This is a genomic window from Gimesia panareensis (assembly GCF_007748155.1).
GTDB lineage: Bacteria > Planctomycetota > Planctomycetia > Planctomycetales > Planctomycetaceae > Gimesia > Gimesia panareensis.
The window spans coordinates 4,342,922-4,356,549 of record NZ_CP037421.1 but is presented as its reverse complement, the minus strand read 5'-3'; the positions used below and the strand labels follow the sequence as shown (position 1 = coordinate 4,356,549).

At 56.2% G+C, this 13,628-nt stretch carries 8 protein-coding genes; all 8 read right to left on the bottom strand.

The window, feature by feature from the left end:
• Nucleotides 1-42 precede the first annotated feature (42 nt).
• The gene (locus Enr10x_RS16080; RefSeq protein ID WP_145450668.1) at nucleotides 43-1,287 is read right to left on the bottom strand and encodes a biopolymer transporter ExbD; all 1,245 of its coding nucleotides are present in this window, start codon (nucleotides 1,285-1,287) and stop codon (nucleotides 43-45) included.
• 100 nt (nucleotides 1,288-1,387) lie between these two features.
• Nucleotides 1,388-1,864, bottom strand: a complete 477-nt coding sequence (locus Enr10x_RS16075; protein WP_145109814.1) for an ExbD/TolR family protein — start codon at nucleotides 1,862-1,864, stop codon at nucleotides 1,388-1,390.
• 20 nt (nucleotides 1,865-1,884) lie between these two features.
• Complete coding sequence (locus Enr10x_RS16070; protein WP_145450667.1) at nucleotides 1,885-2,541, bottom strand: MotA/TolQ/ExbB proton channel family protein; 657 nt, start codon at nucleotides 2,539-2,541, stop codon at nucleotides 1,885-1,887.
• A 20-nt stretch (nucleotides 2,542-2,561) separates the two neighbouring features.
• Complete coding sequence (locus Enr10x_RS16065) at nucleotides 2,562-3,461, bottom strand: hypothetical protein (protein ID WP_145450666.1); 900 nt, start codon at nucleotides 3,459-3,461, stop codon at nucleotides 2,562-2,564.
• A 59-nt stretch (nucleotides 3,462-3,520) separates the two neighbouring features.
• Complete coding sequence (locus Enr10x_RS16060; protein WP_145450665.1) at nucleotides 3,521-5,302, bottom strand: HEAT repeat domain-containing protein; 1,782 nt, start codon at nucleotides 5,300-5,302, stop codon at nucleotides 3,521-3,523.
• Between the two features lie 155 nt (nucleotides 5,303-5,457).
• Nucleotides 5,458-5,724, bottom strand: coding sequence for a MazG nucleotide pyrophosphohydrolase domain-containing protein (locus Enr10x_RS16055; RefSeq protein WP_145116334.1), 267 nt, complete (start codon nucleotides 5,722-5,724; stop codon nucleotides 5,458-5,460).
• A gap of 159 nt (nucleotides 5,725-5,883) precedes the next feature.
• A complete protein-coding gene (locus Enr10x_RS16050) occupies nucleotides 5,884-8,841 on the bottom strand; it encodes a tetratricopeptide repeat protein (RefSeq protein ID WP_197997241.1) in 2,958 nt (985 codons plus the stop codon).
• A 41-nt stretch (nucleotides 8,842-8,882) separates the two neighbouring features.
• On the bottom strand, nucleotides 8,883-13,454 hold the full coding sequence (locus Enr10x_RS16045) for a DEAD/DEAH box helicase (RefSeq protein ID WP_145450663.1): 4,572 nt from the start codon (nucleotides 13,452-13,454) through the stop codon (nucleotides 8,883-8,885).
• Nucleotides 13,455-13,628 lie beyond the last annotated feature (174 nt).

Genomic DNA, 13,628 nt, shown 5'->3' with positions numbered 1-13,628 from the left:
CAAGACTGCGGGTGATGTGAATCTGGTTTCATGTGAATTCCGTCAGTCATCGGGACCTTTGTATGATGCTAGTCTGATCTTCTGCATGCCGACCTCATTGGCGGCATCGACGACAGCGACCACCGTTTCGTGTCGCGCCGCTTTGTGGGCACTTAGTACTAATTCGGATTTCGGTTTGCCTCCCTCATCACGTCGGTCCAGGATGGCCTGGACGATTTCTGAGGGGCTGGACAGCTTTGTGTCATCTACATAGATGCCGTTATTGCTGTCGATCTCGACGATAATGGATTCTTCACGAAAATCATCCAGTGTCTGCAGCGACTGCGAAACGCCGTCTTCATCCGGATTGGGGGGCGGCACTTCGATGCTTTTCTGTAAACTGAATGAAGCCGTGATCATAAAGAAAATCAGCAGCAGGAACGTCACATCCACCATGGGAGTCAGGTCCATCTCTTCGAATTCCGATTCGGCCGAGCGGATGGAAAAACCTTCGTCCTCGTCGTCTTCATCCTCTTCTTCCTCTTCAAATACGAACCGCGGTGCCGGGACGGGTGTTGGGGGTGGTGTCAGTTCGGCTGCTTCTTCAGAGGGAGGAACTTCCTCCTGTTTCGACTCCAAAGCCGGTTCGGGCGACTCTTCAATTTCTTCCAGTAAAGATTCTGCATCCAGGTCCTCCAGGAACGCTGCTGCCTCTTCGGTTTCCAGTTCGGACTCGGGTTCGGATGGCGTTACAGTGGACGCTTCCACGGGCGGTGCAGGTTCTTCTGCCGGTTCAGGCTCAGGTTCCGGTTCAGAAACCAGTGCCGGTTCCGGTTCCAGCTTCGTTTCCACTTCTGGCTTTGGCTCTGGTTTCGTTTCCGCCGGCTTCGGTTCCGGCTTTGGCTTTGGAGAGGCTTTTTCGGAAACTGGTTCCGGTTCCGGTTTCTGTTTCCGTTCGGGTGTCGATTCAGGGGCAGGGGGAGGCTCCTCGGCTGCCGGGCGATCGCTCTCCTCTGCCACGGCAGATTCCCAGTCCCCATCCAGGAGTTCGTCCCAGCTCTCTCCCAGCGGGCCCAGGTCGTCCAGTTCTTCGAGGAACTGGTTCTGATCCGCATCCAGCATGGGTTCGGTAGGGGGGGCTTTTTTGGTCGGCTTTTTCTTATTTGTCGAGGCAGGAGATTTCTTTGGAGGGGACTCTTCAGGCTCTGCTGTTTTTTCTGTGCGCCGGGCTTCACTTTCTGTAGGGATCGTAATGCGACCCTGGCAGGCCGGGCAGGCAACTTTCTTCCCGGCTTTCTTGCTGGCCACGCTCAATCTCTGGCCACAGTGTTTACAGTAAAACTTGATCGGCATAATACAATAACAGTCTCAACAAGGCAGCAGGCGGAATCGCTCCCCCTGTGCAGGTTCACTTCTCTTTCTTTTCTTCTATTCCAATGTAAAACTTGACTCCGTCGACCTCCGTGACTGCCCGGGTGACTTCCTGAACGAAACCGTGCGGCACATTCCGGTCTGCTTTGATGATCACATCCATCACGCCTCCCTGGACGCGTTCGCGGACACGTGCGGTCAGTTCATCCAGCGTGACCTCCGTAGCTCCGCCTGCTTCCTTGAGTTCCACCACACTCTGGCCGTTCAATCCGTTACCGTCATTGTGCACCAGTACAATCGTCGAGCCCCGGGTATCCACGCCCACCCCATGTCGGGCAACGGGCACATCGGAATCCGGAGTCGCCTGCATGGTCGAAGTGACCATGAAGAAGATCAGCAGCAGAAACGTCACGTCGATCATGGGAGTGATATCCAGATCGTCGCCGCCACCGGAGGCAGGACGCTTCTTCCAGCCGTCATCATCTGAGTTGAATAGTGTCTTTTTGCGTGCCATGCTCGCGTCACCTTAACAATTCAGGACTTGCGTGAAGCTTCCAGGATATCCAGAAAATCCCCGGTGTGTTCCTGAACCGAGTCCTGCAGTTTGCCGATGCGCACATGAATCAACGCGCCTGCCATCACCAGCGGAATCGCGACTGCCAGTCCCGCGGCCGTTGTGAACAGCGCGAAACTGATTTCACCGGCCAGCTGACTCGGATCGCCTCCTGATTCCTGCATGTTGCCGATTTTGTCGAAAGCGTTGATCATCCCGATCACCGTTCCCAGCAGCCCGAGCATGGGAGCACTTTTCACAATCGTACTGATCCACGACATGCGGTATTCCAGATCGGCCAGAATGTCGCGTTCGAATTTTTCAGCGAGCAACTGCCTGAGCTTTTTGGCGGGTCGTTCCATGTTGGCCATGGCGACCAGGATCAGCTGCGGTACTGCTTTGCTCCAGTAAGGAGGCGAATCGCAGAGATTGACGACCGCTTCGTAATCTTTTTTCTCAATATCTTCATGGACCTGGTCCAGAAATTCATTGGCTGCGTTCTGGGTCAGAAACCGCTTCTGGGCAATCTGACGGACCAACAGGATGACACAGAAGACGCCGTACAACGCTGTCAGTCCCAATGCGACATAGATGGCGATGCCGGCTGCATTTAAAATCGGAGCTAGTGAATAGTTCATAGATGCCTGCTTTGCACTCGTTATCGGAAGTAGGTTTGTCGTGTCACTTCGAAATCATATCCACCACGGGAACCGCGCACCGTGAAATAGGTACGGCGGATTTCATCGAACTTTTTATTGCGATATTTTTGTTCCATCAGCAATAATCGGTTTTCTGTTTCTTTGGGATAGAAATGGAACAGGATGGCACCGGTCACATCGTAGCCCGCTTTCTTGAACAGACTCAGATCGCTGGTCCGCCGCTGACCTCCCTGCCAGGTCATATACAGCCGCTTCTCATCTTCGCCTGACGAAGCCGTTCGACTGACCGGCTTGTCGGAAGAGACCTTCGACAGGTAAATCATCTTGCCATTCCGCATTAACGCGCCGAGTTCAATTTTGAAGTAGTCCAGCTGCCGGGCATAGTCGATCAGCGACCCCCGATCGGAAAACTTGATGAACCACCGCTGTTCCCGGGGAAGTCCTTTTTTACCGGGTCCGAAACCCAGGGCCCGTTTCCCCGTGCCGGCGGCACTGCCGACTTTTCCGGAATTGGTCAGGTCGGTCTGCATTTGCTGCTGCACCTGCTGGGTGGCTTTGTCGGAGAGCTCCACAACACTGTCGAGCATTTCCTCGACCTGGTTTTCTTCAGTGGGGGTGTCGATCTGCGAAGGATCATCGACGGGATCTTCCGGGGATTCCACCAGCAGTTCTTCATCGGGTGAACCGTCTTCCGCACCCCCTGCCAGGTCCACCATTTCCAGTGCGACGTCATTTTCCGTCTGCGGGAGACGATTGGTAAACCAGACGACCGACAGCCAGAGAACTGCAATGATCAGGGCCAGCACGACTGCAATCAGCGACGAGCTCACCTGGTCATACTGGGTGACCCGCATGACCGGCGATTTGCGATGATCAGTTTGTGATGTGCTCTGGGCCATCGTGTTAATCTATCCTGTGACTGTGATATATGAGTTGGGGACGATTACTTGGATTATGACTACTTGGATTTTGATTTGGGGAGTTGATTGAGAACTTCGTAGAGGTTGAACTTTTCATCAAAGGGTTTCACGCTGTTGTACCATTTCTGCCAGCGACGGGTGGCTTCATCGGCCCACTGATCGGCCAGGATAACGCGTTCTTCTTTCGTCAGGTCAGCGGGCACATCAGCCAGGGGATCTTCGGGCATGCCCAGACCCCGAATTTTCCGGCTGAGCGTGCATAAGCCATTGCGGGCTTCAATCCGCACACCCAGGTCAGGGTCTTTCAGAGCCCGGATCAGGTACGGAGCCATACGAAAATCATTAGTTCGTGCCAGCGCCCAGACTGCGGTCCGCCGCACATCCGGAGAACGGGCATCAATCAGCTTAAGCACCCGGTCTTTCTGCTTGATCAGATCTTCCCGGTTCCCCAGGGTAATGGTTTCCACCAGGGTCTCCTGCGTCGAGTCCAGGTCCGCGTTCGCAGGATCTTCGAGTTGGGCCAGCAGTTCACTGAGATCTCCGGACAGTTTTTTATTTTCGACTTTTCCGTTGCGCATCTGGACTTCAGACAGATTCTTGGGCAGCCCCCGTCCGCCAGCCAGCAGTCCGGATCCGACCGGTTCCGGTTCATAGTGCCGGTTGATTGTTTTGCCGGTTGCTTTCGCCAGGAAAATGATCGCCAGGCAGGTCGCTGCGTCGATGTTGCCTGATCCTTTCCAGCTCCCATCCTCCAGCTGCATCATCAGTAAATGCCGTGCTCCGTCAGCGTACCAGTCGTGCGGTCCCAGTTTCTTAGCATCGGCCAGGGCAGCCAGACGCTCGATTCCATACAGATAATAATTGGGCCAGCCGGTCGGATTGCGGTAGTTGTAATTATTCACGACCCAGTTCGCCCCCCTGGTTTTACTGCCTTGAATGGCGGACAGAGCGATCGTGGGCTTCGTGATCAGGTTCTTTTCCTCTTCCGTTTTCTCTTTCTCTGTCAGGTTCACTTTTTCGAGAAAACCAAACTTCTTTTTTGTCGGTTTCCCGTCGCCCGAAACGGGCGCGGTCCGAGGCTGTCCATCGGGATAGAGCTGACGGGCGATGACGTACATGCTGCCGGTGCCTGCTACCGCCATCGTATGCTTGGGGCCACTTTCCGATTGCGCTCCCGGATGATAACCGAACGCACCATTCTGCAGCTGTGTGTTGAGGTGCCAGCGGGCCGCATTATCCCAGACCCGCGTCGGTACCAGCACGCCGGCCCGTTCGGCTGCCCAGAGTCCCAGGATTGCATATTGGGTAATACTGGTATCACCATTGTTGGCTTCGTTCTGAGGGTAATACCAGCTGCCCCCCGGCTGCTGGGTACTGATCAGAAAATTGACCGTTGTGCGAATCTCATCATGATATTTTTCAGGGCTGATTGCTTCGAACACCATCAGCTGCACGCCGGCAGTATAGTTGTAATCTCCCCCCGGTTGGTAAACGGTTTCCCCTTTGTCGTTCTTCTGACTGTGATCTGCCATGATGTTTTTCAGACAGTTCTGCAGATAGGGGGAATCGGGAGATTCTCCCGTTTTGAGCAGCGTATAGGCGACGAAAGCATTCATCCCCGAACGGCCATAGTTTTCCTTCTTTTTCAGGAAGGCGACGCCCCGTTTGATGGCAGCATCAATTTCGGCCTGGGGAGGCTGCGCAGAAACGCGGTCGGCGAAAACACCCAGGGAAATGACGGCAATCAGGCTCCACACACAGGTCCGTCTGACCTGGTGAAATGCTGTAATCCGTCTGATATCGGCGCAATGATGATCCATATTGATGCGATAGCAATCTGAGATGAGAGAATATTGCTGAAAGGAGAAAGAAGCCGTAACTTCCCCGCATGCTTCCAGTCTAAATTCAGATATAAAGCAGTGTCAATGTTTATGCCCCAAATCCTGACGATATTCACATTTACGTTTTTTACGTTTTAGGGCTTCCAGGAGAGATCACAAGTACACACGGCCTGATTGCACCGGGGACATCCCTGCACATATTTTCGGCTGATGGCCCGTTCCAGATCCACGCCCGCCACATTCGCCATGGTCGCCAGCCAGGCCAGCACATCGGCAAATTCCTCTTCCAGGTTCTGTGGATCATCGTTTTCCCGCAGCGCCGAAGAGAGTTCCCCGACCTCTTCCATGAACCACATGAACGTGCCTTCCAGACCCCGCGACTGGTCTTTCTCGAAAAACATTTTGTGAATCACCGACTGAAACTGGGAAACAGTCAGTCCGTCTTGCTGCCTGTTTTCGTCTGTCGCTGGTCTTTCGGAGGCGGGGGGATGATCGTCGGTCACAGTGGTTCCTTATCGGCATTGATTCTAAAAAGATAAGCGGCCTTGAGCGGCGTCTGTTTACAGTTTCTGTTTCAGTTTGCGGGCATCTGCATGATCTGGGTTCTGTTTTAATAACAGCTCGAGTTCGGTGCGGGCTGCTTCTGGTTGACCATCTTCCAGCAGCGTCTGTGCGAGCAGATACCGCAGGTCGGCGTTGTCTTCCTGCAGGTGCAGCAGCATCTTGAGTTCACGGATAGCAAGCTTCTTCCGGTCCAGCTTGAGGGCGATTTGTGCCAGCGCCAGATGCGTCTCCGGATCCAGCACATCCACCTGCAGAGCAGCTTCTCCCCAGCGGAGTGCCTCGGCGAGTTTTCCCTGTTTCCGGTAGCCCTCCATCAGCAGTTTCATGCTCTCTTCATCGGCGGGATCCAGGTGCACCAGTTTCAGGTGCGTCTCCTGCATCGCTTTGAGATTTTTCTCCTGCTGGTAAATAATCGACAGACCCTGCAGCCATTCGGTCTGGTAGGGATACGTGGCGTGCCCCTTTTGATAGACGGGCAGCGCTTTGTCAAACTCGCTCTGCTTCAACAGAAGCTTACCGGCGAGGCTCAGCACTTCGACATCTGGCGTCTTGGACTTGAGAGGAGCCTGCAGGACTGCGAGCGCGGAATCCAGATCCTCGGACAGCAGCTCCAGTTGAGCGATTGTCAAGGCTGCCTGAGCCTGCGCGGGTTTCATTTTTAATACACCCTGGGCAATTTTGCGGGCATCTGCTTTTTTTCGCAGGCGGAGCAGACGGTAAGCGTAGCGGCCTGCGAGATCCGGGTCGTCCTGATTCGCCTCGTACTGTTTCTGGAGTTCGCGGAAGTCCAGCGCTGATTCTTCCTGGGGATAGCCCTTCAGATAGTCCGCGATTTTGTGCAGGTACGCATGATATCGTTTTTCGAATTCCTCCTGTGATATCCCGAAGCATTCCTGAATCGCAGTCGCAGTGGAGGCCTGCTTCTGATAGGACAATAGCAGCTTTTTCAGGGCATCGTCGCCGAACTCAGCCACCATGAAGTCGGCGCAGAGCAGACTCTGGCAATATGCGAAATCCCAGTTAGCGGACGACTTGGGACGGACAAAGACGCCGTCCAGCTCATCCAGCCCATAAATCTCATTTTTCGGTACCCGTTCCACAAGCAGCTGATTGAATCGCTGAGGTCGGGCAGCTCCTTCGCTGCGGACTGCCAGTGCTTCGGTAAACCAGTGCGGAATTTTGTACTTCGTCTGCTGTAACGTGAATACGTGCACCAGTTCGTGTTTCAACACGCTGGCCCAGTTGTACGGTTCTTTCATCGCCGTCGGTGATGTGAGCGCAACCACCGCGCCGGTAGAAGCACCGATCGTCTGGATCCAGGGCAGGCCGATCATCCGCGCGCTGAACCACTGATGCGCCGACAGCCCTTTCGCATCGTGGTAGATCTCAAACTGCGTCTTGCCTGGTGGCTGGTAACCAAACTGCTTTACCATTTCCGGGTAGATCTCTTCCAGGTAATCCGCCATGTACTGACCGAGGATGTAATCGGCTTTCGAATCGTATCGGATGACAAAATGGTCCGTGACGATGGAACCGTACGATTCGAGCACGCCGAGTACCTTTCGCATGTTACTCACCCGGACATGATACGGGTCGGCAGAGAACGCTTCATTCAGCGTCTGTTGGGCCAGATCGGTGCGTCCCATCGCCATATACAGCATGCCCAGCGACGTCAGTGGCCCGGACAACTGGGGCATCAGCTCTTTTGTTTTCAGGTAGGCGAACTCGGCAAAGGCGAACTGCCGTTTGGCCTCCAGCAGGTTACCCACTTCAAACAGGAAGTAGCCCGGCTTCGGGTTTTGCGCAAGCAGTTTTGTCAACAGTTGAGAAAAGCGGGACTTGTTTTCAGCCGTCTTCTCATCCGTTTCAGATTCGTCGAAATATGGTTTCAGATCTTCAGGGCCAGGCACTCCGTCCAGCAGCAGAAAGCAGGCAGCTTTGCGTGCGAGGACCAGTTGACTGCGGGCATTGATTTTTTCAGCAGCAGCGACCGTCTTCAAAGCATCTTTGTATTGCCCATTGATGATTTCCAGATCGCATTTCAGCAGCAGCCCTTCCAGCAGCCGCGGGTTGATCTTCAGGGCCCGTTCCAGCAGTTCGCTGCTCTGATCAAACTCGCGAATTTCCAGCGCTGTCCGCGCCAAGGCGACATAAACCGGGGCGGCCTGGGAATTCGTTTTCAGCGCTGCCTGAAATTCTTCGCCGGACTGCGGGCGGTTGTACTTCTCCTGCAGAATCAAACCGCTCAGGTACGAAGCCTCCCAGGCCAGCGGATCGGCTTTGAACGCATCCGGGCAGAGCGTGTTGACCACAAAATTAAAGATCTGGGAGACACTGTTCCAGCGCGCGTACTGTGTCGCGCCTTCCGCAATCACCAGCAGCGTTTCGGCATCTTCCGGCTGCGCCCGGTTGTAATAACGGACAAACCAGCGGTAGGCTTCGTTAGCCTCGTCAATTTTCCCCGCCTCCGTCAGCAGATGGGCCTGGATCAGATGAGCGCGGGGCTGGTCCCCATCGAGGGCCAGTGCACTGGCAACATGTTTTTTCGCTTCCGGATACTGGCCCGCTTCGTAATACATCTGAGCGGCCCAGGCCTGCAGTTCCGGTCGCTGGGCATCCTGTTTCAGCCCGCTTTCGAGCCGATGAAACGCGGCTTTGGTATCTCCGGTCTCCAGGTCGATCTGCATCAATCCCTTGATCAGCTTCCACTGGGCATCGCTGTTTTTCGGGGATTCCTGTTCAAGTTTTTGCTCGACGACCGCATAGACCTCGCGGGCCTCCTCGTAGCGGCCATGCTGTTTGTGTTCGTACGCTGTTTTGAGCAGGTCTTCAATGGAAGCTTCCTCCGCTTTCTCAGCAGCGCACGCTGCGGGAGCGGTGACCACTGCTGGTAGAAGCAGCCCCGTGATCAGGCAAAACAGAACAGGATGGATGATGAAACCGATTTTACGCATGCGTACTTCCATATTGAGATCCGCCGGTTCGTTTCCGTTGCTTAGAGAAAAGAAGGGCGGGGAGATTTTCTTTCTGGTGTCTGGCTGCCTGAGGATTCTGTGTCTGCTGATTCCACCGTCTGCATATCCGCAGTGGAATCCACATCGTCCCCGGCAGGGGAGTCGTTCAGCTCGGAATCCGCCGGCAGGGGCAGCCCAAAGCCCAGGACCAGTTCCCGTTTCAGTTTGTCATTTACTTTGGTTACCAGGAACAGTTCTTCGCTTTTCGAATAAGCGATCAGATTCCCATTCCAGTAGGCCAGTCGATTGTGGGCGGTGCTGGGTACCCGGGCATCCCGGGTCAGAATGCCAACCAGATTCAAGGGGTCGGCAGCCGAGACAATCGTCAGCTCATCGCCGCCCGGTTCGTCACGCAGTTTTCGCAGCTCCTGAATCGTCCCGGACATCGCAAACTGTTCGCCGGCGACTCCCGTCACAAACCGGCCTCCCCGGATTTCACCGCGGGCTTCCAGGCGACGATAGATCTGCAGCAGTTCAAACCAGCGTGGAGCGCCCGGTTCTCTGATCAACAGGTCGCGAAACACGACACCCCACCGCCGGAGCAACTGCCACGCCCACTGTTCGACGTTCTCGTAATGTTGCAGTCCCCGTTCTTCCACGGGTTCTGCATTGTCGCGGCGCCAGATTGACCAGCGACCGGTGTTGTTCGGAGTCGAACGTTTGCGGACCAGTCCAATTCGTGATTTGCGCGAGGAACGCCGCTTCTGTGTGGTCCGGTCCTGGGTAAATTGACGCATACCGGAAAAACTGTCGGAGGTCACCAGACCGCGGGCGATCAGTTCGCCCAGTGAGTCGGCGATCTGCGAAGGGAGCGACTCGGTCGCCGTCATCAGGTCGGTGGCAAACAGGGCACCGCGCTGTGTCAACAGTTCCTGCACTTCCTGTGCGGGACTGCTCAGGCAGGATTCCTCAGCGTCACTTTCCGGCTGCACCGGATTGAAACAGGTCAACCAGGGAATGTCTTCCCGCAAAAAGAAAGAGACCGGGGCGTTGCGGGTGATGCCGGTCATCGGCTTACCCTGATCCGGGCTCCGCTTCGGAGGATACAACCGTCCCCAGCCGATCTCGCCGGTGAAACAGAGTTCGTCCAGTTGACCGCTCTGGTAGTTCGACAGTCGTGCCGTCAGGATGTCCCGTTCCCAGCAGATCGCCGGAATGTCGATCCCCTGCAGCATCGACAGCACCTCGAACAGTCCGTTCGTGCCGGTCCGTTTTTCGCCGCCCGCCAGGCCGTGGTGATGTGTGAGATATCGAATGAACACGCTCGCATCGACCGGCTGCACCTGCGCCCGCAGCCCCTGCAGTGTCAGTCGGTGAATTCGCGCCAACAGCCGACGGTGACACCATTCTTTGGGAGGGACGTCAGCCGTTGATTTATCAGCCTTTGTCTGCTCTTGCTCGCCTTCCTCGCTCTGATCCCAGTTCGGATCCTTCACGCGGAAATAACCCTGCATCGCAGACCCTTCTCCCTCCAGGGCATACAGGGCCGCCTCAGACTGCGATTCTGTCATACCCGCCAGATCCGCGATTTCCGCGACCGTTAGCGGGCCGCAGGTATCCAGCAGACCGCGGATGATGGCAGTGCGGGCCTCGGTCGACTCCCACTCCTGCTGCACACCCGCGGGAACTTCGACCGCCGGTGCATGCGTGGAATCCGGAAACGCGGCCAGCGCTGCGGGTAGTCGTTCGGTCGCTACCCAGCTCGGAATCGCGTCTGCTTCCGATCGTTTCAAAGTGGTTGCCCGGCCCGTCGCTTCCAGTTCCTGGTACCAGTCTGCCCAGTCCGGACATTGATTGAGGGGGAGATGAATCCGTCCCAGCAGGACGTCGTGAAATTCGTCTGCATTGCGGACCAGCGGCTGCGCTTCCTGGCAGACCTGTGCGATCGCTTCGGGTGAGAGCCGCCCCAGGTCTTCTACGCTTTCGACCGACAGTGTATGCCGCGTCGCCACGGCGCGGGCCCGTCGCTCCTGTGCTTCACCTCCGTCCAGAAACGTATAGGGACTGGAATTGAGCAGCTCGTAACAGAAAGGGGACGGTTCCCGGGTATCGCGGGGAATCAGTTTGATCTCACCCTGTTCGATTTCCAGCAGCACCTGTTTGAGTCCATCGATGTCGAGCTGCTCGTTGAGGCAGTCGTACAGCGTCTGGTCGACCAGGATGTGATCGGGACGCACGATCTCGCCGATCTCGTTTTCCGGGCAACCGGTCAGTCGGGGAAAGACCGCTGTCAGCAGATCTTCTGCTCGAAATCGTTGCAGCGGGGGCGGCACTTTTTTTCCGTTCTGCATCCGGGAGACGAGCAGCGCCCGCGTCACATTCCACCGCCAGCGCACATGGAACATCGGGTGATCCAGGATCGCCTGTTCGGACAGCTGCTGCACATTACTGGTATTGAGCATCGAGAACAGGCTCTCCAGCGGGAAGCTGTGCTGCGGACCGAGCGAGAGAATAATCCCGTTATCGTCCGCGGTCGCCTGCAGCTCAAAGTTATAGGATCGACAGAAGCGTTTCCGCATCGTGTAACCCCAGGCACGGTTGATGTCTCCCCCAAACGGGGCGTGGATCACCAGTTGCATCCCCCCCGATTCATCAAAGAACCGCTCGAAGACAATCCGTTTCTGAGTGGGGACCATGCCCAACGCCGCTTTCTGGGCCTGCAGATATTCCACCGTCTGTTTCGCCGCCCATTCATCGACATTACATTCGGTGGTCAGCCAGAAAATCGCCTGCTCGGGGTTTTCTATCTGCCGTTCCAGCTCTTCCCGCAGATGGGAGATCTCGGTCGACAGCTCGAGCGAACGTCCCGGTGCTTCGCCAAACCAGAAGGGGATCGAAGGCGGTGCCCCGTTAGCATCTACCACGGTCACATCCCCACCGCGTACGTAACGCACCTGCCAGGATGTGTTTCCCAAGAGGAAGATATCCCCGGCCATGCTTTCGACGGCGAAGTCTTCATCCACCGAACCGACCACCGTCTGATCGTCTTCGGTGACGACGCGGTACGAGGCGATTTCCGGAATCGCCCCCCCATTCATCGTGGAGACGAGCCGGGCATTCTTGCGGCTGCGGACCCGTTTCTGTACCTGGTCATGGTGCAGGTAGACGCGGCTCCGGCCCGAAGTACTGCTGATGCCTTCGCTGAGAAACTGGACTGTGCTGTCGAAGTCGGTTCGTTTCAGTCCTCGGTAGGAATAGGAACGGGTCACCGCCTCAAACAGTTCATCGGTACTCCACTCCTGACTGGAAACTTCCGCGACGATCTGCTGCGCCAGAATATCGATTGGTGCTTCGGGCATGCGGACCGTGTCCAGAATCCCTTTCTTGATCGAACGCACCAGGGCCATACTCTCCATCAGCTCATCTCGGGAGAGCGCGAAGATCCGTCCCTTGGGAACCAGTCCCAGCGAGTGCCCAGAGCGGCCGATCCGCTGCAGGAACGTCGCGATCCCCCGTGGCGAACCGATCTGCACCACCAGGTCGATGTAACCCACGTCGATTCCGAGCTCCAGTGAAGCCGTCGCGATGACCGCTTTCAGTTCCCCGGTTTTCAGCTTCTGTTCGGTCCGGTGACGGATCTTGGCAGACAGCGATCCATGATGACTGCCAACGACCTCTTCTCCCAGCCGTTCGGTCAGCTGGTGAGTGATCCGCTCTGCCAGGCGACGCGTGTTGACGAAGATCAGCGTGCTGTGATGCGATTCAATCAGCGCGACGATCTGTTCGAGCACTTCGGCCCATTGCTCGTGGGTGCAGATCGCGCTCAGCTCCGAAGGAGGCACCGAGATCGCCACATCCAGTGTGCGGGAGTGACCAATATTTACAATCCGGCAGGTCTGCTCCGGGCAGGCGTTTTCCGTCGCAGGTGGCGCCTCGCTGGTGATGTTGATTTCAGGTCGGTTGCCGACCAGGTATTGTGCGACCCGTTCCAGAGGTTTCTGTGTCGCCGACAGACCGATCCGCTGCAGAGGATGTTCGACCAGCGCTTCCAGTCGTTCCAGGGTCAACGACCAGTGGGAACCCCGTTTATCGCGGAGCAGGGCGTGGATCTCATCGACGATCACGGTTTCGACTGTCTTCAGCGTCTCCCGGCTTTTAGTGCCGGTCAGCATCAGGTACAGCGATTCGGGAGTCGTCACCAGAATATGCGGCGGTCTTCTGACTAGCGCGGAACGTTGTGACGAAGAGGTGTCGCCGGTACGCAGCCCGATGCGAATCGGCGTGAACAGGTAGCCTTCCTCTTCGAGCAGCTGTGAGATTTCTTCCAGCGGCTCCGTCAGATTGCGGTGCATGTCGTTGGAGAGTGCCCGCAGAGGGGAGACATAGACCACCGACGTTTCATCGTCCAGGTCGCCGTCCAGCGAACGTTTCACGAGCCGGTCGATCACGGAGAGGAAGGCCGTTAATGTCTTACCACTGCCGGTCGGGGCCGAAATCAGCGTGTGCTCACCCCGGTTGATGCAGGGCCAGCCCTGCTGCTGCGGTTCGGTGGGACCCGCGAAGCGTTTACGAAACCACTTTTCGATAATGGGGTGATAGCCGTAGAATGACATGTCTGCCCTTTGGGGTGCTGGTACGATTGGTCCCTGTATTGTAAGGGGGCGTCGCAGAAAATTTAACCTGTTTTCTATGAAAATCTTCCGGTTTCACAAGGCGGGATCTGAGGGGCTGCCAATAATTTAGATCTACAGGTTCAGATCGGAAACATTTTTTGAACGCGAAGTGTC